The sequence below is a fragment of the Caldimonas brevitalea genome (genome assembly GCF_001017435.1).
GTDB lineage: Bacteria > Pseudomonadota > Gammaproteobacteria > Burkholderiales > Burkholderiaceae_C > Caldimonas > Caldimonas brevitalea.
In genome coordinates this window covers 5,286,349-5,310,841 of sequence record NZ_CP011371.1, presented here as the reverse complement: position 1 = coordinate 5,310,841, position 24,493 = coordinate 5,286,349, and the positions used below count along the sequence as shown (strand labels likewise).

Below are 24,493 nucleotides of genomic sequence, written 5' to 3'. Positions count from 1 at the left end.
TGGGCTCATGCCTCTTTGCGCAGTGCCGGGAACAGGATGACGTCGCGGATGTTGGCCGAGTCGGTCACCAGCATGATGAGCCGGTCGATGCCGATGCCGCAACCGCCGGTCGGCGGCATGCCGTATTCGAGCGCGCGGATGAAGTCGGCGTCGAAAAACATCGCCTCTTCATCGCCGGCGTTCTTGTTCGCCACCTGCGCGTGGAAGCGTGCGGCCTGGTCTTCGGCGTCGTTCAGCTCGCTGAAGCCGTTGGCGATCTCGCGGCCGGTGATGTAGAGCTCGAAGCGCTCGGTCACCTCGGGGTTGGTGTCGGAGGCGCGGGCCAGCGGCGACACTTCGACCGGGTGGTCGATGATGAAGGTCGGCTCCCACAGCTGCTCTTCGACCAGCGCCTCGAACACCGCGAACTGCACTTGCGCCAGGCCCCAGTGCGCCGGCGCCTCGGCCCCGGCCTTGCGCAACACGCCGCGCAAGTGCTCGATGTCGTCGATCTGTTCGGCGCTGACCGAGCTGGCGTGCCGCACGATGGCGTCGCGGATGCTCAGGCGCGCGAACGGGCGTTCCAGGTCGACCGGCTTGCCTTGGTAGCTCAGCGTCGCAGTGCCCGCGGCCTGGCGTGCCGCGTGGCGGATCACCGCCTCGGTGTAGTCCATCAGGTCGTGGTAGTTCCAGTAGGCCGCGTAGAACTCCATCATCGTGAACTCGGGGTTGTGACGCACCGAGATGCCTTCGTTGCGGAAGTTCCGGTTGATCTCGAACACCCGCTCGAAGCCGCCCACCACCAGCCGCTTGAGGTACAGCTCGGGCGCGATGCGCAGGAACATTTCCTGGTCGAGCGCGTTGTGGTGGGTCACGAAGGGCTTGGCGTTGGCGCCGCCCGGGATGGGGTGCAGCATCGGCGTCTCGACTTCGAGAAAGCCGTTGTCGATCATGAAGCTGCGGATCGACGAAATCGCCTTGCTGCGCGCGACGAACCGCTGACGCGCGTCGTCGTCGGTGATCAGGTCGACGTAACGCTGGCGGTACTTCTGCTCCTGGTCGGTCATGCCGTGGAACTTGTCCGGCAGCGGCCGCAGGCTCTTGGTCAGCAGGCGCAGCGCGCTCACGCGCACCGACAGCTCGCCGGTGCGCGTCTTGAACAGCGTGCCCTCACAGCCGAGGATGTCGCCCAGGTCCCAGTGCTTGAAGGCGGTGTGCACCGCATCGCCGACACCGTCGTTGGTGATGAACAGCTGGATGCGGCCGCTCGCGTCCTGCAGCGTGCAGAAGCTGGCCTTGCCCATCAGCCGCTTCAGCATCATGCGGCCGGCCACGCGCACCTGGATGCCCTGTGGCTCCAGCGCTTCGTTGGCCAGCTCGCCGTATTCGGCGTGCAAGGCCGCGGCCGCATGGCTGGGCTTGAAGTCGTTCGGGAAAGCGACACCTTGCTGGCGGATCTGGGACAGCTTCTCGCGGCGTTCGGCGATCAGCTGATTGGGGTCGGAAGCAGTTGCGTCCGGGGAAGAGGGCGGCGTCGCGCGGTCGGTCATGACGGGCTCGGGCGTGGAAAAGCGGACGATTTTACCGGGCGGGCCGGGGCCGGCCGTATGATCGGCCACCCCCGCCTCCCGCGCCGGCCCTGGGCCTCGCTTTCACCTCTTCTCCTGCGCCTCGCTGCCGATGTCCCGTCCCTCGCTGTCCCGCGGTGCCTTGAGCCATTTCGCCGCCAAGCTGGTTGCGATCGGGCTGGGCCTGGTCATCGTCGTGATCGTCGCGCGCCAGGGGCCGCACGAGCAGGGTGTGTTCTCGCTGCTGGTGGCCACCGAGTCGGTCTACGCGGCACTGTTTTCAGGCCTGGGTCTGGTGATCGCGCGGCAGGTGTCGCACCACCGTCAGGACAGTGGCGCCTGGCTGGCGGGCGCGCTGGCGCTGGCGCTGCTCGGCGGCGTGCTGGGCGCGGGCGTGTTCGCAGGGCTGGGCCTGGCGGTCGGCGACGAGCCCGCCTATCGCTTCCTGCCCTTGCTGGCGCTCGCGGCGCCGTTGCTGCTGCTGTCACCCACGGTGTCCGGTCTCTACCTTGGGCAGGGCCGCATGGGCCCCATCAACGCGATCGCGCTGGCGCCGCCGATCTTCACGCTGGCGGTCTTGGCCGGCTGGTGGGCCTGGGTCGGCGACCCGGGGCTGATGGAAGTGCTCGCCATCTGGCTGGCGGCTCGGGCACTGACCGGGGCGCTGGCCGCCATCTGGGCCTGGCGTGACAGCGGTGCCGCCGGCTTTGCTTGGGCCCAGTGGCGCGGGCAGGCGCGGTTTTGTACCGTGGTCGGCCTGACCAATCTGGTGAGTTGGCTCAACTACCGGGTCGACCTGTTCATCGTGGAACGTTATGCCGGGGTCGGCGTCGCGGGCGTCTATTCGGTGGCGGTGACCGCGGCCGAACTGCTGTGGTTCGTCTCGTCGTCGGTCAGTGTCGCGGCCTATGCCCGCATCGGGTCGCCGGACCGCGTGGCGGCCACCGGCCTCACGGTGCGGGTGATGCACCTCAACCTCGCCATCCTGCTGCTGGTTTCGCCGGTGCTGATCGCGCTGGCCTGGTGGGTGCTGCCGCACCTGCTCGGCCCCGCCTACGTGGCCTCGGTGCCGCTGCTGTGTTTGTTGTTGCCCGGCGTCTGGGCCTATGCCAGCGCGTCGACGCTGTCGGCTTACTACACCAACTTTCTGGGCCGCCCGCAGCTGTCGGCCGCGGTGGCGGCGCTGTCGCTGGCGGTCAACGTGGTCGTCTGCGCGCTGCTGGTGCCGCGGCTCGGTGCGGTGGGCGGTGCGCTGGCCACTTCGGCGTCGTACCTGCTCGCGATCGGCTGGGGGCTGGCGCTGTTCCGTCGCCACGCCGGCCTGCGTTGGGCCGAGCTGCTGCGCCCGCGGCCAGCGCAACTGGTGGCCGACCTGAGCGCCCCCCTGCGGGCCGCGGCCCGGTAGACTGCGAGCCGCGCCGCCTTGCGGCGCGGTCCTTTTGTCCATTTCCGATGTCCGTCGTCAAATCCCTCGTGTCCCGGTGCCTGCGCACCCTGGTGCGCCCGCGCATGTTGTACGGCCTGCGCCGTCACGACGGCGTGTGGCTGCCGCACACCCGCGTCAGCACGACGAGCGAGTTGCAGGGCGAGGCGCGGCTGCAGATCGAGGACCATGTCTACATCGGCCACTTCAACTTCATCGACGCCTCGGGCGGGCTGACGATCGGCGAGGGCACGCAGATCACGCACCACGTCGCGGTGCTGACACATTCGTCGCATGTCGCGACGCGTTTGATGGGGCGGCAGTACTGGGGCCACCCCGAGCCGGTCGGCGTGCAGCGCGCGGCCACCCACATCGGCCCCTATTGCTTCATCGGCGCCCACAGCGTCGTGATGCCCGGCAGCCGGCTGGGCCGCGGTGTGCTGGTGCGCGCCTTCAGCTATGTCGACGGCGACTTCCCCGACCACGCCGTGATCGGCGGCCAGCCGGCCCGGGTGCTCGGCGACGTGCGGGATCTCGACGCGGCCTGGATCGCGCGCCACCCCGAGCTCGCGCCCCACTACTGCGGCACTGGCTGGGCCCCGTCCCCGTCGAGCGAACCATGAGCCACGGGCCGCATTTGCTGTTTTTCGCCGACGCCGAGAGCGTGCACACCCAGCGCTGGGTGACCGCGATGGTGGAACGCGGCTGGCATTGCAGCGTGGTGTCGCGCCGCCACCACCCGATCCCGGGCGCGACCGTGCATGCCCTCTCGACGCCCGACGGCAACTGGGCCTGGTTCGCCGCCTTGCCGCGCGTGCGACGGCTGGCGGCCCGGCTGCGGCCCGACATCGTGCACGGCCACTATGTCACCTCCTACGGCTTGTGGGCGGCCGCGTGCGGTGGGGCGCCGCGGGTGCTGACCGGGTGGGGCTCGGACATCCTGGTGTCGCCCGTGTACAACCGGGCGGTGCGCCTCGTCACGCGCTTCAGCTTGCGCCGCGCCGACCTGATCACGGCCGACAGCCAGGACATGCTGGACGAGATCGCCCACTACCGGCCGAAGGCCGCCCTGCACCAGATCTTCTGGGGTGCCGACACCGCCAAGTTCCGCCCCCAGCCGCGGGCGCTGCGGCCGTTTCGCATCGTCAGCCTGCGCGCCTGGGAGCCCAACTACAACATCGACGTGATCCTGGATGCGGTCGCCGCCTTGCGCGCGCGGGCACCCGACGAGGCCCTCGAGCTGCACCTGCTCGGCGGCGGTGCGCTGGAGTCGCGTCTGCGGGCCCAGGCCGAGGCCTTGCAGCTCGGCTCGGTGGTGCGCTTCCACGGGCGCGTCGACGAAGATCGCATGGCCGAGCTGGTGAACCAGGCCCACGTGAGCGTCTCGGTGCCGAGCAGCGACGCGACCTCGGTGGCCTTGCTCGAATCGATGGCCGCCGGCTTGCCGGTGCTGGTGTCCGACCTGCCCGCCAATCGCCAGTGGGTCGACGGCACGGGCGGCGAACTGCTGCCGCCGCGCAATCCGCAGCGATTGGCCGACGCGCTCGCCCGCTTGCTGGGCGATCCGCTGCTGGCCGGCCGGATGGGCGAGGCCAACCGCCGCAAGGTCGAGCCTCACGCATCGCGCCGGCATCAGATGGACCGGATGGACCGGCTCTATCGCGAACTGCTCGGAAAGGCCTACTTGTGAACGTCGCACGGCCGCGCGCGGTACGCCGCACGGAGCATTCCTCATGAGCCGGCGCGTCTCGGTGATCGTGCCCTGCCGTAACGAGCGCCACCACATCGAGGCCTTCTGTGCTTCCGTGGCCGCACAGCGCTTGCCGGCCGACTGGGGCCTCGAGGTGGTGATCACCGACGGCCGCAGCGACGACGGCACCCGCGAGCTGCTGGCCGAACTGGCGTCCCGCGATGCGCGCCTGGTGGTGATCGACAACCCGGGCGGCATCGTCTCGACCGGCCTCAACCGTGCGCTGGCCAAGGCGAGCGGCGAGGTGATCGTGCGGATGGACGTGCACACCACCTATGCCGACGACTACATCGGCCAGTGCCTGCAGACCTTGGCTACCACCGGGGCCGACAACGTCGGCGGTCCGTGGCACGCCGAAGGTGTCACCCCGATGCAGCGGGCCGTGGCCGCCGCCTTCCAGTCGCGTTGGTTGGCGGGCGGCGCTCGTTCGCGCCAGCTCGACTACGACGGCGAGGTCGACACCGTCTACCTTGGCTGCTGGCCGCGCCGCAGCTTCGAGCGCTTCGGTGGCTTCGACGAGACGCTGGTGCGCAACCAGGACGACGAGCACAACCTGCGCATCGTCAAGGGCGGTGGCCGCATCTGGCAGTCGCCGGCGATCCGCTCGACCTACCGGCCGCGGGCCCACCTCGGCGCGCTGTTCCGCCAGTACCTGCAGTACGGCTACTGGAAACCCTTCGTGATGAAAAAGCACGGCCAGGCGGCATCGCTGCGTCAGCTGCTGCCCGGGCTGTATGTGCTCGTCCTGGGCGTGAGCCTGCTGCTCGCGATGTGTGGGGTCTGGCCGGGCCTGGCGGGCGCGCTCGCGGGTGCGTACGCCGTCGCTGTGCTGCTCGCGTCGGTGCTGATCGCCCGGCACACCGGCCTTGACTTGCTGTGGCGGCTGCCGGCGGTCATCGCCGCCTATCACTTCGGCTACGGCATCGGCTCGGTCTGGGGTTGGTGCGACGTGCTGCGCGGCGCGACCACCGGTCGGCCGCGCTTCTCGCGCCTGACGCGCTAGCGGCGCAAGGGAACACCGTGGTGATGTCAGCCGACCCCCACCCCCGCGTGACGCAAAGCGGTGCGCCCGATGAAACGCAGGCGGTGCGTGAGCGTTACGCGCGCCGCCCGCCGGTCGATCCGCGCTACAGCCTGCTGAACCCGTCCGCATTGCTCGCGGCACAAGAACGCCAGCGTGCGATCGCCGCCTTGTTTGCCCGCCTCGGGTGGTGGGACCTGGCGTCGCGCCGCATGCTGGAGGTCGGCTGCGGCACCGGTGGCAATCTGCTCGAACTGCTGCGCCTGGGCTGTGCGCCTGAACACCTGCAAGGCATCGAACTGCTCGAGGAGCGCGCCGAGCAGGCGCGGCGGGTGTTGCCGGCCACGCTCGCGGTGCACTGCGCCGACGCCCTCGCGCTGGCCGCACAGATCGAGCCCGGTAGCCAGGACGTGGTCTACCAGTCGACGGTGTTTTCCTCGCTGCTCGACGACACCTTCCAGCAGCGTTTGGCCGATTTGATGTGGTCGTGGGTGCGCCCCGGCGGTGGCGTGCTGTGGTACGACTTCATCTACGACAACCCCCGCAATCCGGATGTGCGGGGTGTGCCGCTGCGCCGCCTGCGCCAGCTGTTTCCGCAAGGCCGGCTGTCGGTGCGGCGGCTGACGCTGGCGCCGCCGGTGGCACGCGCCGTGGTGCGGGTCCATCCGTCGCTGTATTCCCTGTTCAACACCCTCGTCCCGCTGCGCACCCATGTGCTGGCGTGGATCGAAAAGAGCCCATCGCCATGACGCAAGACAGCCGCTTGCCTTTCCTGCCCTTCGCGCTGCCGGAAATCGGCGAGGAGGAGATCGCCGAAGTCGTGGAGACCCTGCGTTCCGGCTGGATCACCACCGGCCCGAAGGCCAAACGTTTCGAAGCCGCTTTCGCCGAGTACCTCGGCGGAGCGCCCGGCGAGCTGCACGCGATCGCGGTCAACTCGGCCACGGCCGGCTTGCACCTGGCGCTCGAAGCGCTGGGCATCGGCCCGGGCGACGAGGTCATCACCACCACCTACACCTTCACGGCGACCGCCGAGGTGGCGCGCTACCTCGGCGCCGACGTGGTGCTGGTCGACATCGACCCGGCCACGCTCAACATCGACCCGCGCGCCGTCGAGGCCGCCATCACGCCGCGCACCAAGGCGCTGCTGCCGGTCCATTACGCCGGGCTGGCGGCCGACATGCCGGCGCTGCTCGACATCGCCCGCCGCCATGGCCTAAAGGTGGTCGAAGACGCGGCGCATGCGCTGCCGACCACCGTGCAGGGGCAGTTGGTCGGCACGCTGGGCTCGGACGCGACGGTGTTCAGCTTCTATGCCAACAAGACCATGACCACCGGCGAGGGCGGCATGCTGGTGACGCGCGATGCGGCCCTGGCCGAACGCGCCCGTGTGATGCGGCTGCATGGCATGAACCGGGACGCGTTCGACCGCTTCACTGCCAAGGTGCCGAGCTGGTACTACGAGATCGTCGCGCCCGGCTTCAAGTACAACCTGACCGACATCGCGGCCGCGCTGGGCCTGCACCAGCTGCGCCGGGTCGACGGCTTCCAGCGCCGCCGCGCCGAGATCGCGGCACGCTACAACGAGGCGCTCGCCGCCTTGCCGCTGCAGACGCCGCCCGATGCGCCGGCCGGCGACCTGCACGCGTGGCACTTGTATGCGGTGCGGCTGACCGAGGCCGCGAGCGTCGGCCGCGATGCGGTGATCGAGCGCTTGTTCGAGGCCGGCATCGGCTGCAGCGTGCACTACATCCCGCTGCATTTGCACCCCTATTGGCGTGATCGCTACCAGCTCAGCCCGGCGCAGTTCCCGCACAGCCAGCGGGCCTACGAGACCATCATCAGCCTGCCGCTCTACACCCGCATGTGCGACGCCGACGTCGAGCGGGTGATCGACGCGCTGCGCCGCATCCTGGGGTGAACCGGCGGCCATGGGCAAGCGATTGTTCGACCTGGCGGCGGCCGGCCTCGGGCTGGTGCTGCTGGCGCCCGTGATGGCGCTGATCGCGCTGGCGGTCAAGCTCGACTCGCCCGGGCCGGTGTTCTTTCGCCAGCAGCGGGTGGGGCGTTACGGCCAGCCGTTTCGCATCCACAAATTCCGCACCATGCAGCACCGGCCGGCCGACGCGGGCCGCCAGATCACGGTTGGCGCCGACCCGCGCATCACCCGCGTCGGCGCGCTGCTGCGCAGCAGCAAGCTCGACGAACTGCCGCAGCTGATCGACGTGCTACTTGGGCACATGAGTTTGGTCGGCCCACGCCCGGAGGTGCCGCGCTACCTGGCCTACTATCCACCGGCCGTGCGCGAGCAGGTGCTGTCGGTGCGCCCCGGCATCACCGACCTGGCGTCGATCGAATACCGGCGCGAAAGCGAGCTGCTGGCGGCGTCGAGCGACCCCGAGCGCACCTATGTCGAAGAGGTGCTGCCGGCCAAGCTGCGGTATGCGCAGCAGTATGTCGAGCAGGCAGGCTTCTGGACCGACCTGCGGCTGCTGGCGCGCACGCTGTTCGTGATCGTCACCCGCTGAACCCTCTTCTTCTGCATGTTCTTCTGGCACACCCTCGACGCCTTCCTGACCCGCGCCCGGGCGCACCGCCGGCCGCTGTCGCTGCTGATCGACGGTGTCGTGATCGCGCTGGCCTGGAACGTCACCTATCTGTTCCGGCTCGGTTTCGACCGCTGGCTGAGTGCCCGCCCCGACTACGACCCCTGGGTGCTGCTGGGTCTGGTGGGGCTCTACCTGACGGTGTTCTGGGCCGCCGGCGTGCCGCGTGGCTTGTGGCGGTTTTCGGGTTTCGGGGAGGTCAAGCGCCTGACGCTGGCCTGTGCCATCGCCGGGCTGCTGGGCGCCGTGATCGTGTTGATGGCGCAACTCACCGAGGTGCCGCGCGCCGTGCTCGCGCTGCACCCGGTGGTGAGCCTGATGGGACTGTGCGGGGCGCGCGTCGCCTACCGGATGCTGTACGAGCACCTGCGGGCCCGCCACGCCGGCAACGGCGTCGAGACCCGGCGGGCGCTGGTGCTGGGCGCCGGCGAGGCGGCGCGCTTGCTGCTGGCCGGCGTGCAGCACCAGGGTTATGTGATTGTCGGCCTGCTCGACGACGACCCGGCCAAGCAGCACGCGCGCCTGGGCGGGGTGCCGGTGCTCGGCCCGCTGGCCGAGCTGGCGCGCCATGTCGAGCGCCGGGCCGTCACACATTTGATCGTCGCGATGCCGTCGCTGCCGCCGGCCGAGCGCCGCCGGGTCATCGAAGCCGCCGCGCAGACCGGCCTGCCGGTACTGACCGTGCCGTCCGCGCAGGAGCTGCGCGAGGGGTCGCAGGTCGGCCGGGTGCGCGAAATCGAGCCGGAAGACCTGCTGGGACGCGAGCCGGTGCGGCTCGACGAGGCCGGCATCTCGGAGTGCCTGAACGGCAAGACGGTGCTGATCACCGGTGCCGGCGGCAGCATCGGCTCGGAGCTGTGCCGCCAGGTCGCGCGCTACGGCCCGAGCCGGCTGGTGCTGTACGAACTCAGCGAATACGCGCTGTACCGCATCGAACAGGAGCTCAGCGAGCAATTCCCGCATGTGGCGCTGGTGCGGCTGGTGGGCGACGTCAAGAACGCCGCCCATTTGCGCCACAGCTTCGGACGCTGGAAACCGCAGGTGGTGTTTCATGCCGCGGCCTACAAGCATGTGCCGCTGATGGAAGAAGACAACAGCTGGGCGGCGCTGCAGAACAACACGCTGGGCACCTACCTGGCGGCGAGCGCCGCGGCCGAGGCCGGCGCCGAACGTTTCGTGCTGATCTCGACCGACAAGGCCGTCAACCCGACCAATGTGATGGGCGCCACCAAGCGGGCGGCCGAGATGGTCATCTCCCACCTGGCGACGCAAGGGCACGCCACCCGGTTCATGGCGGTGCGCTTCGGCAATGTGCTCGGCTCCAGCGGCAGCGTGATCCCCAAGTTCAAGGAGCAGATCGCCCGTGGCGGCCCGGTCACGGTGACCCACCCCGACATCACCCGCTATTTCATGACCATCCCCGAGGCCGCACGCCTGGTGATCCAGGCCGGTGCGATGGGGGAGACCGGCCAGGTGTTCGTGCTCGACATGGGCGAGCCGGTGCGGATCGCCGAACTGGCGCGCGACATGATCCGCCTGTCCGGCCACAGCCTGGCCGACATCTCGATCGTGTTCACCGGTTTACGCCCGGGTGAAAAGCTGTATGAGGAGCTGTTGGCGGACAGCGACACCACACTCCCGACCCCGATCGCCCGGTTGCGCGTCGCCCGCTTGCACCAGGACCACGAGGCCGAATGGTTGCGGCGCACGCCCGAGGTGCTGTCCGCCCTGGACGCCACGCAGGGGGACGAAGCGGTGAAGCGCTGGCTGGCCGACTGCGTGCCCGAATACCGCCGTGCCACTGGGCGCTGAACGGCGCCGAAACGGGGCTTTAGTACAGCACAGGAGGCGGTTCCGGCAGCCTGGACGATAATGTGCTACTTATGACCGAAGCTTCTGAGGGCCCCATCGCAGGCGGCCAGTTTTCCTCCCTCCCTCTCGACGCCAAGCTGCAGCAGGCCATCGCCGACCAGGGTTACACCTCGATGACGCCGATCCAGGCCAAGGCGATTCCCATCGTGCTGGCAGGTCGGGACGTGATGGGCGCGGCCCAGACGGGCACCGGCAAGACGGCCGCGTTCTCGCTGCCGTTGCTGCAGAAGATGCTGAAGCACGAAAACGGCAGCGCCTCCCCGGCGCGTCACCCGGTGCGGGCGCTGGTGCTGGCGCCCACGCGCGAGCTGGCCGACCAGGTGGCCGCCAACGTCAAGGCGTATGCACGCCACACCCAGCTGCGCGTGGCAGTGGTGTTCGGCGGCATCGACATGAACCCTCAAACGGCCGAGTTGCGCCGCGGGGTCGAAGTGCTGATCGCGACGCCGGGCCGTTTGCTCGACCACATCCAGGCCAAGAACTGCACGCTGAGCCAGGTCGAATACGTCGTGCTCGACGAGGCCGATCGTATGCTCGACATCGGCTTTTTGCCTGATCTGCAGCGCATCCTGAGCTACCTGCCGACGCAGCGCCAGACGCTGTTGTTCTCGGCCACCTTCTCGCCCGAAATCAAGAAGCTGGCGCAGAGCTATCTGCAGGAGCCGGTGCTGGTGGAAGTGGCGCGGCCCAATGCGACCGCGACGACGGTGGAGCAGCGTTTCTACGCCGTCGAAGACGACGACAAGCGACGCGCGGTGCGGCATCTGCTGCGCGAGCGCACGTTGTCGCAAGCCATCGTGTTCGTCAATTCCAAGCTGGGTGCCGCCCGCCTGGCGCGTTCGCTCGAGCGCGACGGCCTGAAGACGGCGGCGCTGCACGGCGACAAGTCGCAGGACGAGCGGCTCAAGGCCCTCGAGGCCTTCAAGCGCAACGAGGTCGAACTGCTGGTGGCCACCGACGTGGCGGCCCGTGGGCTCGACATCGCCGACCTGCCGGCGGTGTTCAACTTCGACATCCCCTTCAACGCCGAAGACTATGTGCACCGCATCGGCCGGACCGGCCGGGCCGGCGCGTCGGGTCTCGCGGTGTCCTTCGTCTCGCGCGGCGACCAGCGGCTGGTGGCCGACATCGAGAAGCTGATCAAGAAGAAGATCGAGATCGAGCCCCTCGAACTCGAAGAAGAACGTCTGCGCCGGCCGCCGCGCCGCCGGGAGGACGACGAGGAGTCGTCCTCGCAGCCGAGTGCCCCGCGCCATCCACGCGGCTACGGCGGCTATGCGATGGGCTCGACGACACCCAGCGACCCGTTCTTCAGCAAGCCCTACGAAGCGGACCCCAGCGCCGACCCGGGCTGGGAGAAACAGCCGGTCGGCACGCCGCCCGCCCTCTCGCGGGTGGCGTCGCCCTATATCAAGCCGAAGCGCAAGGTGGCGGCGCTGCTGGGCGGCGGCAAGAAGAGCTGATCGCACCTTCGGTGCGGCAGGCGGGTGCCTCGAGCAGCGGGCTCGCGTCCCGGCGGCAGTCTTGTGCCCGCCGCGGCGACCACCCGGCGGTGCGCCGTCACCCGCCGTGGATCGCGAACACTGCCGGCACGTCGGCTGGCAGGGCTTGCGGATGCTGTTTCCAGCGCGAGACGGCGAACGAGCGGTTCCACCCCCCGTTTAACGTGAGACCGCAGGCGACCGACAAGCGTGTCGTCGGCTGCAGATGTGCGAGCAGCGCCGCCAGCAGGGCCGGGTTGCGATAGGGCGTCTCGATCATCATCTGGGTCTGGCCACTGCGCCGGGCCAGGGCTTCCAGTTCGCGGATGCGGCTGGCGCGTGCGCCGTCGTCCACCGGCAGATAGCCGACGAAGGCGAAGCTCTGGCCATTCATGCCGCTGGCCGCGAGCGCCAGCAGCAGCGCCGAAGGCCCCACCAGCGGCACCACCTGCAGCCCCAGTTCGTGGGCCCGCCGCACCACGTCGGCGCCCGGGTCCGCTACAGCCGGCATGCCGGCCTCCGAAACCAGCCCGATGTCGTGGCCGGCCGCGGCCGGTTGCAACAGCAGGTCGAGCTGGCCGTCCGGCGGCGGCGTTCTGGCACTGCCCTTGGGGGGGCGGGGCAGTTCCGCGATGACCATTTCCTGCAGCGGCCGCGCCAGCGGCACCACCGCGTGCACGCGCTTCAGGAAGGCACGCGTCGTCTTGGCGTTCTCCACCACCCAGTGGGTCAGCCCGGCGGCCACGTCGAGCACCTGCTGCGGCAGCACCTGCGTCAGCGGCGGCGGCGTCGCGCCGGCGCCCAGGGTGCCGAAGTCGAGGGGCGTGGGCACCAGATACAAGCGCCCGGGCGACGCGCTCAAGACCCGGCCCCAGCGCCGAGCAGCGGCACGCCAGCGGCGCGCAGCAACTCGCAGGTCTTAATGAGCGGCAGGCCGATCAGGGCGGTCGGGTCGTCGGACTCAATGGCGCTCAACAACGCAATGCCCAGCCCTTCCGACTTGGCGCTGCCGGCACAGTCATACGGCTGCTCGGCTCGCAGGTAGTGTTCGATCTCGGCGTCGTCCAGCGTGCGAAAACGCACCGTCACCGGCACGCGCTGCACCTGCTCGAAGCCGATGGCGCGGCACACCACGGCCACGGCGGTCTGGAACACCACCGCGCGCCCGCTCATGCGGCGCAACTGCGTGACGGCCCGGGCATGATCGCCCGGCTTGCCGATCGGCTCGCCGGCCAGGTCGGCCACCTGGTCCGAACCGATCACGACGGCGTCGGGCGATTGCGCCGCCACCGCCCGTGCCTTCGCGAGCGCGAGCCGCACGGCCAGGTCGGCCGGCGCCTCGCCGGCGGCGGGCGTTTCGTCGACCTGGGGTGACAGCACCTCGAAGGGCAGGCGCAACCGCTGCAGCAGTTCGCGACGGTAGCGCGAGGTCGAGCCGAGGATCAGCGGGCGGGGCAGGGGGTGGGGCACAGCGGAGGAGGGGGGCGTGTCGAGCATGATGGCGTCGATTGTCCTTCACCGGCAAAGCGCTGCAAGCGCGGCGCTACACTCGCCAGATGAAGGCAAAAGAGTTCAATCCGCAGCGCCTGGACGTCCGCGAGTTCATCCAGGCCCAGGTGGCGGTGCGGGGGGAATGGCCGCTCGCCGCGCTGCCCCGCTTGGCCCAGGAGGCGCATGCCGACGCGCAGGCGGGCGATCAGCCGGTGCAATGGGCGGCACGCGGATGGCAGGTCGAGAAGCGCGGCGCGGCGGCGGAGTTGTGGATGCACGTGAGCGCCAGCACGGTGCTCGGGCTCGAATGCCAGCGGTGCCTGCAGCCGGTGGAAACCGCGCTGGAGGTCGAACGCGATTTCAGGTTCGTGGCCGACGAGGCGACGGCGGCGCAGATCGACGCGGACAGCGAGGAAGACGTGCTGGCCCTGTCGCGCAGCCTCAACCTGCAGGAACTGGTCGAAGACGAGTTGATCCTGGCGTTGCCGCTCGTGCCCCGGCACGATGCCTGCGCGCCGCCGGCCCAACTGGCAGGCGCCGAGGTGGGCGAGGCCGATGTGCCGGGTGAGCCCGAGCGGCCCAACCCGTTTGCGGTGCTGGCCCAGCTGAAGAAGCCGACGTCGTCGTCCTGATCTGCCTCGGCGTTGACACTCCCGCGATGCGGAACTCCTGCTCATTCGGGGTGCTGGCGTCGGCCGGGCGAGAAGTGTTAGAATCTCGGGTTTTCCCAAGGAGCGAGCCATGGCCGTTCAACAGAACAAGAAATCGCCGTCGAAGCGCGGGATGCATCGTGCCCACCAGCACCTGTCGACCCCGGGGACCGCGATTGAGCCGACCACCGGCGAAACCCATTTGCGTCATCACATCAGCCCCACCGGTTTCTACCGTGGGCGCAAGGTCCTCAAGACCAAGGCCGACGCCTGAGCTTGCTGGCGGGCGCGGCGCTGCCGTTGCACGGCACGCCGGCTCGGCAAGCGAGTCGGTCGTTGCACGCCCGTGAATCTGCCGGGCATGCCTCAGGGAGCGAATCCGTCCGCGCCGGGGTGCGTCATCGCGCCGTGCGCATGAGGGTGTTTTAACCCGTGTCGCGATCTATCGTCTCCCGTTGCCGTTGTTTGCGTGAGTCCGCTCGGCTGTCTGCCGTGGCGGCGGCATTTGTGCGCTCGGGTGCTGCATGTCAGGGCGGCCGTCGGCTGTGCGCCTGCGCCTGCCCGTGCCCATTCCTGGTGTTCCCGGCGTCCTTCGCGTCCTCCGGTACTGGCGATGAGTATCTCTGCTGACAATGCTGCACGTCCGGTACGGGTGGCCGTGGACTGTATGGGCGGCGACTTCGGTCCGTCCGTCACCTTGCCCGCCTGTCAGGCCTTCCTGCAGGCACACCCCCAAGCCGAGTTGATCCTGGTCGGCCGTGCCGAGGCGTTGCAATCGGCGGCGGCGTGGCCGCGCTGCACCATCGTCGCGGCCACCGAGGTGGTCGAGATGGACGATCCGGTCGAGGTGGCCCTGCGGCGCAAGAAGGACTCGTCGATGCGGGTCGCGATCAGCCAGGTGAAGCCGGCCGACGACGGCCTTGCACCTGCCGACGCCTGCGTCTCGGCGGGCAACACCGGCGCCTTGATGGCGGTGTCGCGCTACCTGCTGAAAACGCTCGAAGGCATCGACCGCCCGGCCATCGCCACGGTGATGCCGAACCAGAAAGACGGCTACACGACGGTGCTCGATCTGGGCGCCAACGTCGATTGCGGCCCGGAGCACCTGTTGCAGTTCGCCGTGATGGGCAGCGCGCTGGTGGCGGCCGTGCAGGGCAAGGACAACCCCACCGTCGGCCTGCTCAACATCGGCGAAGAAGCGATCAAGGGCAGCGAAACGATCAAGCGGGCCGGCGAGTTGCTGCGCTCGGTCGCCGAGGCGGGGCACGTGAATTTCTTCGGCAATGTCGAGGGCAACGACATCTTCAAGGGCACGACCGACATCGTCGTCTGCGACGGTTTCGTCGGCAACATCGTGTTGAAGGCGTCCGAGGGGTTGGCCGGCATGCTCTCCAGCTTCATCAAGCAGGAATTCACGCGCAACTTCGCCACCAAACTTGCCGCCATCGTCGCGCTTCCGGTGCTGAACCAGTTCAAAAAGCGCGTAGATCACCGCCGTTACAACGGCGCCGCGCTGCTCGGGCTGCGCGGGCTGGTGTTCAAAAGTCACGGCTCGGCCGACGCCTTCGCGTTCGAGCAGGCCCTGAATCGAGCGTATGATGCGGCCCGGAACCGGTTGCTCGACCGGGTGCATGACCGAATCCTGGAGACGCTCCAGGCCCTGCCGACTGCGGCCGGGTCGGACAACCAGGTGCAGGTCGTAACGACTGCATGACCGTTTCTTCATCCATTCATTCCCGGATCACCGGGACCGGCAGCTATCTGCCACCCCGGCGTGTCAGCAACGCGGACTTCGCGGCCGAGCTGGCGCAACGGGGCATTGAAACCTCCGACCAGTGGATCGTGGAGCGCACCGGCATCCGGGCCCGCCACTTCGCGGCACCGGACGTCGCCTCCAGCGATCTCGCCACGCATGCGGCGCGTCACGCGCTGGAAGCGGCGGGGGTGACGGCAGACCAGATCGATCTGATCATCGTCGCCACGTCCACACCGGACATGATCTTCCCCTCCACCGCCTGCTTGGTGCAGCAGAAGCTGGGCGTGCACGGCTGCGCGGCCTTCGATGTGCAGGCGGTGTGCTCCGGCTTCGTCTATGCCCTGACGGTGGCCGACTCGATGATCAAGGCCGGTGCCGCGCGTAAGGCGCTGGTGATCGGCGCCGAGGTGTTCTCGCGCATCCTCGACTTCAACGACCGCACCACTTGCGTGCTGTTCGGCGACGGCGCCGGCGCAGTGGTGCTCGAGGCCAGCGACCGCCCGGGGCTGTTGGCCAGCGAGCTGCATGCGGACGGCCGCCATGTCGGCATTCTTTGCACGCCGGGCACCGTCGCCGGTGGCCAGGTGCTGGGCGATCCGCTGCTCAAGATGGACGGCCAGGCGGTGTTCAAGCTGGCCGTGGGCGTGCTCGAAAGCGTCGCCCGCTCGGTGCTCGAGAAGGCGGGGCGTACCGAAGCCGACATCGATTGGCTGATCCCGCACCAGGCCAACATCCGCATCATGCAGGGCACGGCCAAGAAACTGAAGCTGCCACTGGACAAGCTGGTCGTGACCGTCGACGAGCACGGCAACACGTCCGCCGCTTCGATCCCGCTGGCGCTCGACCACGCAGTGCGCGGCGGGCGCATTCGTCCAGGAGACACCGTGATGCTCGAGGGCGTCGGCGGTGGCTTCACCTGGGGCGCGGTGCTGCTCGACCTCTGAGTCCGCCACGGCGGCACCCGCCCGTTCTACGCCACTGCGTTTCCTCCACACACACGCTAGCACCGAGATGAGTCAGTTCGCCTTCGTGTTTCCCGGCCAGGGCTCGCAATCCGTCGGCATGCTCGACGTCTGGGGCGACCACGCCGCCGTTCGCGAGACCCTGCAAGAGGCCTCCGATGCCTTGGGCGAGGACGTCGGCCGTTTGATCGCCCAAGGGCCGAAGGAAGCCCTCGACCTGACCACCAACACCCAGCCGGTGATGCTGACCGCGGGCGTGGCCTGCTACCGCGCCTGGTTGGCAGAGACCGGGCGCACGCCGTCGGTGGTCGCCGGCCATTCGCTCGGCGAGTACAGCGCGCTGGTCGCGGCCGGTGTGCTGACCCTGTCCGACGCGTTGCCGCTGGTGCGCTTCCGTGCCCAGGCGATGCAAGAGGCGGTGCCGGTGGGCAGCGGCGGCATGGCCGCGATCCTCGGGCTCGACGCCGCAGTGGTGCGCGAAGGCTGTGCCGAAGCCTCTGCGCGCAGCGGCGAAGCGGTCGAAGCGGTGAACTTCAACGACCCGAAACAGACCGTCATCGCCGGCACCAAGGCCGCGGTCGAGCTGGCGTGTGACGTGTTGAAGGCCAAGGGCGCCAAGCGCGCGCTGGCCCTGCCGGTGTCGGCGCCGTTCCATTCCAGCCTGATGAAGCCTGCCGCCGAGCGGCTGCGCGACCAACTGTCCGCGACGCCGTTCGCCGCCGCCCGTATCGAGGTGCTGAACAATGTCGACGTGAAGGTCGAGACCGAGGCCGCCGCGATTCGCGACGCGCTCTATCGCCAGGCGTTCGGGCCGGTGCGCTGGGTCGAGTCGATCCAGGCGCTCAAGGCCCGCGGCGTCACGCATGTGGTGGAATGTGGCCCGGGGAAGGTGCTGTCGGGCATGGTCAAGCGCATCGATGCCGAGCTGGTCACGGGCGCGATCTACGATCCGGCGTCGCTGGCCGAGGTGAAGGGGCTGCTGCAATGAACGAAATCCAAGCTGCAACGCAGGTTGCGCTGGTCACCGGCGCCACCCGGGGCATCGGGCGTGCGATCGCGCTCGAACTCGCGGGCAAGGGCATGAAGGTGGTGGGCACCGCGACCAGCGAGGCCGGCGCCGCGTCCATCAGTGAAGCGCTGGGCGGCTTTGAAGGCTGCCGCGGCGTGTGCCTGAACGTCAACGATGCTGCCGGCGTCGAAACCACCGTCGAGCGCATCATCAAAGAGTTCGGCGGGCTGCACGTGCTGGTCAACAACGCCGGCATCACGCGCGACACGTTGTCGATGCGGATGAAGGACGAAGACTGGGACGCGGTGCTCGATACCAATTTGAAGGCGGTGTTCCGGCTCAGCCGGGCAGTGATCCGCCCGATGATGAAACAACGTTATGGCCGCATCGTGAACATCACCTCGGTGGTGGGTGCGAGCGGCAATGCCGGGCAGGCCAATTACGCTGCAGCGAAGGCCGGCGTCGCGGGCATGACGCGCGCCTTGGCGCGTGAGCTGGGCAGCCGTGGCATCACCGTGAACTGCATTGCGCCAGGTTTCATCGAAACCGACATGACCAAGGCGCTGTCCGACCAGCAAACCGAGGCCTTGATGAGCCAGATTCCGCTCGGCCGGCTGGGGCGCGCCGAGGACATCGCCCACGCGGTCGCCTTCCTGGCATCGCCACAGGCGGGCTATATCACCGGGGCCGAGCTGCACGTGAACGGCGGCATGTACATGAACTGAGCGAGCGGCGCCGCATGCGGCGGCGTCCCACCGGCTGGAGCCCGTCCGGAGCGGCGGCAAAGCGGGGACCGAAAAGCTGTCACCCCCTTCGCCGTAGAATCACGGGCTGTTTTTTGAAAACCCTCCTGGAGGAGTCATGAGCGATATCGAAGCACGCGTCAAAAAGATCATTGCCGAACAACTCGGCGTGGCCGAAAGCGAGGTCACCAACGAGAAGGCGTTTGTCGCCGACCTCGGCGCTGACTCCCTCGACACCGTCGAACTGGTGATGGCACTCGAAGACGAATTCGGCATCGAGATTCCGGACGAAGAGGCAGAAAAAATCACCACCGTCCAACTGGCCATCGACTACGCCCTGAAGCACCAGAAGGCCTGATCGGCCTGCCGGGTTCCCGACTGAACAGAGTATTCCGCGCATGAGCCGTCGCCGTGTCGTCGTGACCGGTCTGGGCCTCGTGACCCCCGTGGGGAACACGGTGGCCGAGTCCTGGTCCAATCTTCTCGCTGGCAAGCCCGGCATCGACCACATCACCAAGTTCGATGCCAGCAACCTGGCCTGCCGTTTCGCAGGTGAAGTCAAGGGCTTCAACATCGAGGACTACATCCCGGGCAAGGAAGCCCGCCACATGGACACCTTCATCCACTACGGATTGGCGGCTTCCATTCAGGCGGTGCAAGACAGCGGGCTTCCCACCGGCGACGCGTTGAGCGCAGAACTGGCCGAGCGCATCGGCTGTCTGGTCGGCTCCGGCATCGGCGGCCTGCCGATGATCGAGGAGACCCATGCCGAGATGACGGCGCGCGGCCCGCGGCGCATCTCGCCGTTTTTCGTGCCGGCCTCGATCATCAACATGATCTCCGGGCATGTGTCGATCAAGTACGGCTTTCAGGGGCCCAACCTGTCGATCGTCACCGCGTGCACGACCGGCCTGCACAGCATTGGTGCGGCCGGGCGTCTGATCGAACGCGGCGACGCTGACGTGATGATCGCCGGCGGCGCAGAGTCCACCGTCTCGCCGCTGGGCGTCGGCGGTTTTGCCGCCGCCCGCGCGCTGTCCACGCGCAACGACGATCCGAAAACCGCGTCCCGTCCCTGGGACAAGGACCGCGACGGCTTTGTGCTCGGCGAGGGCGCCGGCGTGCTGGTGCTGGAAGAGTACGAGCATGCCAAGAAGCGGGGTGCCAAGATTTACGCCGAACTGGTCGGCTTCGGCATGAGCGGCGACGCCTTCCACATGACGGCGCCCAATGTCGAGGGGCCGCGCCGCTCGATGGTGAACGCGCTGCGCGACGCCGGCATCAACCCCGACCAGGTGCAATACCTCAACGCACACGGCACCTCCACGCCGCTTGGCGACGCCAACGAAACCAATGCGATCAAGCTCGCGTTCGGCGACGAGGCCAAGAAGCTCGTCATCAGCTCGACCAAGTCGATGACCGGGCATTTGCTCGGCGGCGCCGGCGGTATCGAGTCGGCGTTCACCGTGCTGGCCTTGCACCACCAGATTGCGCCGCCCACCATCAACATCTTCAACCAGGATCCGGAGTGCGACCTGGACTACTGTGCCAACACGGCGCGCGAAATGAAGATGGACATCGCGCTGAAAAACAACTTCGGCTTCGGCGGTACCAACGGCTCGCTCGTGTTCAAGCGGGTCTGACGCCTACTTTCCCGCTGCTGCCGCCGCCGCATGTCCACGGCGCCAGCCTTGCAGGTGACAGTCCGGCACTACGGACAGTGGCAAGCCGCGGTCGCCGTGCTGCTCGCGGTTTCGGCCGCGAGCCTGGCCGGCTGGTGGCCGGCCCTGCGCGAACGGCCGGTCCTCGGCGCCGCATTCGGGCTGGTCTCGGTGCTCACCTTCGTGTTGGCCGCCCGGCAATGGCGCCGCCCGCCTTGCCGATTGCAGTGGGACGGCCAGCAGTGGCGCTGGCAGTTGCTGGGGCGCGCCGCATCGGTCGAATACGCCGGGCGTGTCGAGGTGCTGGCCGACCTGGGGCCCTGGTTGTGGTTGCGGCTGTGTCCCGAGCAGGGGGGGTGGCGCGGCCGGCTCTACCTGCCGGTGCAAGCGCGCGGCCTCCCGTTGTCCTGGCACGCACTGCGCTGTGCGTTATATTCGCCCACTCCCGCGGCGTCTTCTTCTGCCGCAACGAACCCCGCACTGCATGAGCGCTGACGCCGATGCCCTCTTGATAGAACGCGTCAAGCGCGGCGACCAGAAGGCTTTCGAGTTGCTGGTGATCAAGTACCAGCGCAAGATCGAGCGGCTGATCGCCCGCATGGTGCGGGATGCCGACCTGATCCAGGACATCGCGCAGGAAACCTTCATCCGGGCCTACCGGGCGCTGCCGCAGTTCCGCGGCGAAAGCGCCTTCTACACCTGGCTGTACCGGATCGCGGTCAACACCGCGAAGAAAGCCCTGGTCGAACTCAAGCGCGACCCGCTGGTCACCGAGAGCGCCTTGTCGTCGGTCGACGACGACGACGAAACTTCCCGGGTGGAGAACGAACTAAGCGATGGTGAAACGCCCGAGGCCGTGCTTTCCTCCAAGGAGATCGCCGCCACGGTGAATGCCGCGATCGAGGCCCTGTCCGAGGATTTACGCCAGGCCATCACGCTGCGCGAGATCGAAGGCTTGAGCTATGACGAGATCGCCGACGTGATGAATTGCCCGATCGGGACGGTGCGTTCACGTATTTTCCGGGCACGCGAGGCGATTGCCGAACGCCTGCGGCCCCTGCTGGACACGCCGGACGGCAAGCGTTGGTGAGTAGGAGTGCACAAATGTTGACGGATGGAATGCGTGTGAGTGGCCTGAGCGCGGAAGCGCGCGAGCGCCTGTCGGCCTTGTCGGACGGCGAGGCCGGCGCCGAAGAGCTGCACAGTACGCTGAGCGGCTGGCGAGAAGATGCGGCGGTGCGGGCCGGCACCTGTGAAACCTGGCACGTTTATCACTTGATCGGAGACGTCATGCGCTCCGACGACCTCTGCGGGCACGGCGAGGACGACAAGTTCCTGGCCCGCTTGCGCGAGCGCCTGGCCCAGGAAGCCGTGGTGATGGCGCCGGCACCGTCCACGGCGCGTGTCGACGCGCCTGATGCGACGGTGCAGGTTGCGAATGGCGCGCCGATCGCGGTCCGTCGGCGCTCCTGGGTGGCCCCGATGGCGGCCGCGGCCGGTGTGATGGCGGTGGCCGGTGTGCTGGTCGTGACCCGGGTCTCGACGCCGGGTGGTGCGTTGACCGGTGCGCCCCAGATGGTGCAGGCCGGCGCCCCGGGCGTTGTGGCCGCGCCGCTCCAGACCGTGGCGGCCTCGACGCCGGCCCAACCTGAGACGGAAATTGCGGTCGGTCACGGGCTGTTGCGCGACCCGCGTCTCGATCAGTACCTCTCGGCCCACAAGCAGTTCGGTGGCAGTTCGGCGCTTGGCGTGCCGTCGGGCTTCCTGCGCAGTGCGACTTACGAAGGCCAGAATCGCTGAATGATGGGCATGCAAGCGCGACGCTGGTTCGCCCCCTGGTGGGGCCTGGGCATGATGGCTTTCATCAGCTTCGGTGCCTTGGCCCAGGCCGCGACCGACGCACCGCTCGACCGGGTCGAAGTTCGCAACTGGTTGTTGCGGATCCACGAGGCAGCCCAGCGGCGCAACTTCCAAGGCACGTTTGTGGTCAGCGCCGGCGGCCAGGTTGCGAGTTCGCGCATCGCGCATTTCTGTGACGGCGCCAACCAGTTCGAACGCATCGAATCGCTCGATGGCCAGATGCGTCGTGTGTATCGGCACAACGACCTCGTCGCGACACTCTGGCCGGGGCCACGCGTCGCGGTGGTCGAGCACCGCGAGACGCTCAGCACCTTCCCGGCGCTGCTGCACACCGACGGCGATCGCCTGTCCGACCACTATGAAGTGCACAGGCAAGGCAGCGAGCGTGTCGCGGGGCATGAGGCCGAAGTGCTGCTGGTGCGGCCGCGCGATCACTACCGCTATGGCTACCGCCTTTGGTCCGAGAAACAAAGTGGCTTGCTGTTGCGGGCCGAAGTGCTGGGGCGTGGCACCGAAGTGCTCGAGTCGTCGGCTTTCTCGGACGTGGCGATCGGCGTCAAGTCGCAGCCCGAGACCGTGGTGCAGCCGATGAAGCGGCTCGAGGGCTACCGGGTCGACCGTCCCACGCTCAGCAAGACCGACTACGAACAAGAAGGTTGGGTCTACAAGCAGAAAGTGGCCGGCTTCCGGCACGTCAACTGCGTCAAGCGCGCGCTCGGGGCGAGCGCCGCCAGCGCGCCCGGGGGGCCGCCGCCACAGCTCCTGCAGACCATCTTCTCCGACGGGCTTGCCCATGTTTCCATCTTCGTCGAGCCCTATGACGCCGGGCGCCACGGTACCGAGACGCTGATGAGCATGGGGGCGACGCAAACGCTCACGCGCCGCCATGGCGACTGGTGGGTCACCGCCGTCGGCGAAGTCCCGCCCGCGACCCTGCGCATGTTCGTGCAGGGCCTGGAACGCAAGAAGTAATCACGCGTTCCGCCGGTTGCTGCGACCTCTTCGCAGCCTGCTTCCTTGAGGTGATTGATGACTGCCAACAAAATCCATACAAGTGGACGGTTGCCCTCGCTTCGCCACGCCTTGCTCGCGATGCTGGCCGCCGCCAGTTTCGTGCTGGCGCTGCCCGCAACCAGCCACGCCCAGCAACAAGGCCGCGACCTGCCCGACTTCACTGAACTGGTGGAGCGCGTCGGCCCCTCGGTGGTCAACATCCGCACCACCGAAAAGGTGCGCGCCGGGCAGACGCCTGGCGGGCCACCGATGGACGAAGAGATGCAGGAGTTCTTCCGGCGCTTCTTCGGCATCCCGATGCCGGGCCAGCCTGGCCCACGACAAGACCCGCGTCGCCAACCGCGCCCCGGGCCGGAAGAAGAACAGCCGCGCGGCGTCGGCTCCGGCTTCATCCTCACGTCCGACGGTTTCGTGATGACCAACGCCCACGTCGTCGAGGGAGCCGACGAGGTCTACGTCACCCTGACCGACAAGCGCGAGTTCAAGGCGCGCATCATCGGCGCCGACAAGCGCACCGATGTGGCGGTGGTCAAGATCGACGCGTCCGGCTTGCCGGCCGTGCGCATCGGCGATGTCGGCAAGCTCCGTGTGGGCGAATGGGTGATGGCGATCGGCTCGCCGTTCGGCCTTGAGAACACGGTCACCGCGGGCATCGTCAGCGCCAAGGCACGCGACACCGGCGACTACCTGCCGTTCATCCAGACCGACGTGGCGATCAACCCGGGCAACTCGGGCGGGCCGCTGCTCAACCTGCGCGGCGAGGTGGTGGGCATCAACTCGCAGATTTACAGCCGTTCCGGCGGCTTCATGGGCATTTCGTTCGCGATCCCGATCGACGAGGCGACCCGTGTGGCCGAGCAACTGCGCACCACCGGTCGTGTGATCCGCGGCCGCATCGGGGTGCAGATCGACCAGGTCACCAAGGAAGTGGCCGAATCGATGGGCCTGGGCAAATCGGTCGGCGCGCTGGTGCGCAGCGTCGAGGCCGGCGGCCCGGCCGAGAAGGCCGGCATCGAAGCGGGCGACATCATCACCCGCTTCGACGGCAAGACGATCGAGCGGGCCGGCGACTTGCCGCGCATCGTCGGCAACAGCAAGCCTGGCAGCAAGCTAGGCTTGCAGGTGTTCCGTCGCGGCAGCTACCGTGACCTGACGGTGACCGTGGCCGAGATCGAGCCCGATCGGCCGCGGCGAGCGCAAGGCGGCGAGCCGCGCGCCAGCGGCCCGAGCAGCGGTGCCGCGGCGCAGAGCATCGGCCTGGTGGTGGCCGACCTGACCGAAGCGCAGCAACGCGAACTCAACGTCAAGGGTGGCGTGCGCGTCGAGTCGGCCGAAGGCCCGGCCGCCCGGGGCGGGCTGCGCGAAGGCGACGTGATCCTGGCCGTCGGCAACACCGAGGTGAAGGATGGACGCCAGTTCGAAGCGGTCCTAAGCCGCATCGACCGCAGCAAACCCTTCAACATCCTGTTCCGGCGGGGTGAGTGGGCGCAGTACGCGGTGATTCGCCCGGCACGCTGAGCGGCGGGGGGCCGGCGACCGTTCCGACGGCCGCCGGTCCTCCAGAAGAGGCCCGGCAACCTAGCAAGTTGTCGGGTCTTTTCACGTGGTGCAATGCCGCGCGATATCAAGACACCGCTGGAACGTCCG

General features: G+C 68.5%; 25 protein-coding genes. 22 read left to right on the top strand and 3 right to left on the bottom strand.

All coding sequences use genetic code 11. The features are described 5' to 3' along the window. Positions 1-5: 5 nt before the first annotated feature. Positions 6-1,529, bottom strand: a complete 1,524-nt coding sequence (lysS, locus tag AAW51_RS22370) for a lysine--tRNA ligase (RefSeq protein WP_047196374.1) — start codon at positions 1,527-1,529, stop codon at positions 6-8. 130 nt (positions 1,530-1,659) lie between these two features. Between lysS and AAW51_RS22365 the strand changes: the two genes are divergently transcribed. From AAW51_RS22365 to AAW51_RS22325, 9 genes are all read left to right on the top strand, one after another. Beyond that, positions 1,660-2,952 (top strand): lipopolysaccharide biosynthesis protein, encoded by a 1,293-nt coding sequence (locus AAW51_RS22365; protein WP_053013851.1) that lies wholly within the window; start codon positions 1,660-1,662, stop codon positions 2,950-2,952. Positions 2,953-3,056: 104 nt separating this feature from the next. Continuing rightward, positions 3,057-3,593 (top strand): acyltransferase, encoded by a 537-nt coding sequence (locus AAW51_RS22360; RefSeq protein ID WP_238947672.1) that lies wholly within the window; start codon positions 3,057-3,059, stop codon positions 3,591-3,593. Next, entirely contained in the window at positions 3,590-4,660 is a 1,071-nt protein-coding gene (locus AAW51_RS22355; RefSeq protein ID WP_047196372.1) for a glycosyltransferase family 4 protein, read from the top strand. Before AAW51_RS22360 ends, AAW51_RS22355 begins: the two co-directional genes overlap by 4 nt. Positions 4,661-4,703: 43 nt before the next feature. Further along, positions 4,704-5,723, top strand: a complete 1,020-nt coding sequence (locus AAW51_RS22350; protein ID WP_047196371.1) for a glycosyltransferase family 2 protein — start codon at positions 4,704-4,706, stop codon at positions 5,721-5,723. 23 nt (positions 5,724-5,746) lie between these two features. Then, complete coding sequence (locus AAW51_RS22345; protein ID WP_047198185.1) at positions 5,747-6,490, top strand: class I SAM-dependent methyltransferase; 744 nt, start codon at positions 5,747-5,749, stop codon at positions 6,488-6,490. Further along, entirely contained in the window at positions 6,487-7,662 is a 1,176-nt protein-coding gene (locus AAW51_RS22340) for a DegT/DnrJ/EryC1/StrS family aminotransferase (RefSeq protein WP_047196370.1), read from the top strand. The genes AAW51_RS22345 and AAW51_RS22340 overlap by 4 nt, the downstream gene beginning before the upstream one ends. Positions 7,663-7,672: 10 nt before the next feature. Then, entirely contained in the window at positions 7,673-8,269 is a 597-nt protein-coding gene (locus AAW51_RS22335) for a sugar transferase (RefSeq protein WP_047196369.1), read from the top strand. A gap of 15 nt (positions 8,270-8,284) precedes the next feature. Continuing rightward, a complete protein-coding gene (locus tag AAW51_RS22330; protein WP_047196368.1) occupies positions 8,285-10,159 on the top strand; it encodes a polysaccharide biosynthesis protein in 1,875 nt (624 codons plus the stop codon). 71 nt (positions 10,160-10,230) lie between these two features. After that, entirely contained in the window at positions 10,231-11,682 is a 1,452-nt protein-coding gene (locus AAW51_RS22325; RefSeq protein WP_047196367.1) for a DEAD/DEAH box helicase, read from the top strand. Positions 11,683-11,779: 97 nt separating this feature from the next. Here AAW51_RS22325 and AAW51_RS22320 read toward each other — a convergent pair whose 3' ends face one another. Continuing rightward, positions 11,780-12,562, bottom strand: a complete 783-nt coding sequence (locus tag AAW51_RS22320; RefSeq protein WP_047196366.1) for an SAM-dependent methyltransferase — start codon at positions 12,560-12,562, stop codon at positions 11,780-11,782. Further along, positions 12,559-13,197, bottom strand: coding sequence for a Maf family nucleotide pyrophosphatase (locus tag AAW51_RS22315; RefSeq protein WP_047196365.1), 639 nt, complete (start codon positions 13,195-13,197; stop codon positions 12,559-12,561). Before AAW51_RS22315 ends, AAW51_RS22320 begins: the two co-directional genes overlap by 4 nt. A gap of 11 nt (positions 13,198-13,208) precedes the next feature. Between AAW51_RS22315 and AAW51_RS22310 the strand changes: the two genes are divergently transcribed. The 13 genes from AAW51_RS22310 to AAW51_RS22250 all read left to right on the top strand — a co-directional run bounded on the left by AAW51_RS22310 (position 13,209) and on the right by AAW51_RS22250 (position 24,364). Next, positions 13,209-13,823 carry a YceD family protein gene (locus AAW51_RS22310; RefSeq protein WP_053013850.1) on the top strand — a complete coding sequence of 205 codons (615 nt, stop codon included), beginning with the start codon at positions 13,209-13,211 and terminating at the stop codon, positions 13,821-13,823. A 109-nt stretch (positions 13,824-13,932) separates the two neighbouring features. Further along, the gene (gene rpmF, locus AAW51_RS22305) at positions 13,933-14,115 is read left to right on the top strand and encodes a 50S ribosomal protein L32 (protein WP_047196364.1); all 183 of its coding nucleotides are present in this window, start codon (positions 13,933-13,935) and stop codon (positions 14,113-14,115) included. Positions 14,116-14,454: 339 nt separating this feature from the next. Then, positions 14,455-15,555, top strand: a complete 1,101-nt coding sequence (gene plsX, locus AAW51_RS22300) for a phosphate acyltransferase PlsX (protein ID WP_047196363.1) — start codon at positions 14,455-14,457, stop codon at positions 15,553-15,555. Next, entirely contained in the window at positions 15,552-16,541 is a 990-nt protein-coding gene (locus AAW51_RS22295) for a beta-ketoacyl-ACP synthase III (protein WP_047196362.1), read from the top strand. The genes plsX and AAW51_RS22295 overlap by 4 nt, the downstream gene beginning before the upstream one ends. Positions 16,542-16,608: 67 nt before the next feature. Further along, a complete protein-coding gene (fabD, locus tag AAW51_RS22290) occupies positions 16,609-17,547 on the top strand; it encodes an ACP S-malonyltransferase (RefSeq protein ID WP_047196361.1) in 939 nt (312 codons plus the stop codon). Beyond that, on the top strand, positions 17,544-18,293 hold the full coding sequence (fabG, locus tag AAW51_RS22285; protein WP_047196360.1) for a 3-oxoacyl-ACP reductase FabG: 750 nt from the start codon (positions 17,544-17,546) through the stop codon (positions 18,291-18,293). The genes fabD and fabG overlap by 4 nt, the downstream gene beginning before the upstream one ends. Positions 18,294-18,429: 136 nt before the next feature. Then, positions 18,430-18,669 (top strand): acyl carrier protein, encoded by a 240-nt coding sequence (gene acpP / locus AAW51_RS22280; protein ID WP_047196359.1) that lies wholly within the window; start codon positions 18,430-18,432, stop codon positions 18,667-18,669. A 40-nt stretch (positions 18,670-18,709) separates the two neighbouring features. Beyond that, positions 18,710-19,954 (top strand): beta-ketoacyl-ACP synthase II, encoded by a 1,245-nt coding sequence (fabF, locus tag AAW51_RS22275; RefSeq protein WP_047196358.1) that lies wholly within the window; start codon positions 18,710-18,712, stop codon positions 19,952-19,954. Between the two features lie 30 nt (positions 19,955-19,984). Next, positions 19,985-20,467 (top strand): hypothetical protein, encoded by a 483-nt coding sequence (locus AAW51_RS22270; protein WP_047196357.1) that lies wholly within the window; start codon positions 19,985-19,987, stop codon positions 20,465-20,467. Next, on the top strand, positions 20,457-21,062 hold the full coding sequence (gene rpoE / locus AAW51_RS22265; RefSeq protein WP_157360008.1) for an RNA polymerase sigma factor RpoE: 606 nt from the start codon (positions 20,457-20,459) through the stop codon (positions 21,060-21,062). The genes AAW51_RS22270 and rpoE overlap by 11 nt, the downstream gene beginning before the upstream one ends. Positions 21,063-21,076: 14 nt before the next feature. Next, the gene (locus tag AAW51_RS22260) at positions 21,077-21,772 is read left to right on the top strand and encodes a sigma-E factor negative regulatory protein (protein ID WP_157360007.1); all 696 of its coding nucleotides are present in this window, start codon (positions 21,077-21,079) and stop codon (positions 21,770-21,772) included. Continuing rightward, positions 21,773-22,804: a MucB/RseB C-terminal domain-containing protein gene (locus AAW51_RS22255; protein WP_238947671.1), complete on the top strand. Its 1,032-nt coding sequence runs from the start codon at positions 21,773-21,775 to the stop codon at positions 22,802-22,804. 57 nt (positions 22,805-22,861) lie between these two features. After that, positions 22,862-24,364 (top strand): DegQ family serine endoprotease, encoded by a 1,503-nt coding sequence (locus tag AAW51_RS22250; protein WP_047196355.1) that lies wholly within the window; start codon positions 22,862-22,864, stop codon positions 24,362-24,364. Positions 24,365-24,493: the final 129 nt, after the last annotated feature.

Excerpts from the sequence above, each read along its gene's own strand:
- lysS (WP_047196374.1), bottom strand. The coding sequence starts at position 1,529 with ATGACCGACCGCGCGACGCCGCCCTCTTCCCCGGACGCAACTGCTTCC.
- AAW51_RS22365 (WP_053013851.1), top strand. The coding sequence starts at position 1,660 with ATGTCCCGTCCCTCGCTGTCCCGCGGTGCCTTGAGCCATTTCGCCGCC.
- AAW51_RS22360 (WP_238947672.1), top strand. The coding sequence starts at position 3,057 with ATGTTGTACGGCCTGCGCCGTCACGACGGCGTGTGGCTGCCGCACACC.
- AAW51_RS22355 (WP_047196372.1), top strand. The coding sequence starts at position 3,590 with ATGAGCCACGGGCCGCATTTGCTGTTTTTCGCCGACGCCGAGAGCGTG.
- AAW51_RS22350 (WP_047196371.1), top strand. The coding sequence starts at position 4,704 with ATGAGCCGGCGCGTCTCGGTGATCGTGCCCTGCCGTAACGAGCGCCAC.
- AAW51_RS22345 (WP_047198185.1), top strand. The coding sequence starts at position 5,747 with ATGTCAGCCGACCCCCACCCCCGCGTGACGCAAAGCGGTGCGCCCGAT.
- AAW51_RS22340 (WP_047196370.1), top strand. The coding sequence starts at position 6,487 with ATGACGCAAGACAGCCGCTTGCCTTTCCTGCCCTTCGCGCTGCCGGAA.
- AAW51_RS22335 (WP_047196369.1), top strand. The coding sequence starts at position 7,673 with ATGGGCAAGCGATTGTTCGACCTGGCGGCGGCCGGCCTCGGGCTGGTG.
- AAW51_RS22330 (WP_047196368.1), top strand. The coding sequence starts at position 8,285 with ATGTTCTTCTGGCACACCCTCGACGCCTTCCTGACCCGCGCCCGGGCG.
- AAW51_RS22325 (WP_047196367.1), top strand. The coding sequence starts at position 10,231 with ATGACCGAAGCTTCTGAGGGCCCCATCGCAGGCGGCCAGTTTTCCTCC.
- AAW51_RS22315 (WP_047196365.1), bottom strand. The coding sequence starts at position 13,197 with ATGCTCGACACGCCCCCCTCCTCCGCTGTGCCCCACCCCCTGCCCCGC.
- rpmF (WP_047196364.1), top strand. The coding sequence starts at position 13,933 with ATGGCCGTTCAACAGAACAAGAAATCGCCGTCGAAGCGCGGGATGCAT.
- plsX (WP_047196363.1), top strand. The coding sequence starts at position 14,455 with ATGAGTATCTCTGCTGACAATGCTGCACGTCCGGTACGGGTGGCCGTG.
- AAW51_RS22295 (WP_047196362.1), top strand. The coding sequence starts at position 15,552 with ATGACCGTTTCTTCATCCATTCATTCCCGGATCACCGGGACCGGCAGC.
- fabD (WP_047196361.1), top strand. The coding sequence starts at position 16,609 with ATGAGTCAGTTCGCCTTCGTGTTTCCCGGCCAGGGCTCGCAATCCGTC.
- fabG (WP_047196360.1), top strand. The coding sequence starts at position 17,544 with ATGAACGAAATCCAAGCTGCAACGCAGGTTGCGCTGGTCACCGGCGCC.
- acpP (WP_047196359.1), top strand. The coding sequence starts at position 18,430 with ATGAGCGATATCGAAGCACGCGTCAAAAAGATCATTGCCGAACAACTC.
- fabF (WP_047196358.1), top strand. The coding sequence starts at position 18,710 with ATGAGCCGTCGCCGTGTCGTCGTGACCGGTCTGGGCCTCGTGACCCCC.
- AAW51_RS22270 (WP_047196357.1), top strand. The coding sequence starts at position 19,985 with ATGTCCACGGCGCCAGCCTTGCAGGTGACAGTCCGGCACTACGGACAG.
- rpoE (WP_157360008.1), top strand. The coding sequence starts at position 20,457 with ATGAGCGCTGACGCCGATGCCCTCTTGATAGAACGCGTCAAGCGCGGC.
- AAW51_RS22260 (WP_157360007.1), top strand. The coding sequence starts at position 21,077 with ATGTTGACGGATGGAATGCGTGTGAGTGGCCTGAGCGCGGAAGCGCGC.
- AAW51_RS22255 (WP_238947671.1), top strand. The coding sequence starts at position 21,773 with ATGATGGGCATGCAAGCGCGACGCTGGTTCGCCCCCTGGTGGGGCCTG.
- AAW51_RS22250 (WP_047196355.1), top strand. The coding sequence starts at position 22,862 with ATGACTGCCAACAAAATCCATACAAGTGGACGGTTGCCCTCGCTTCGC.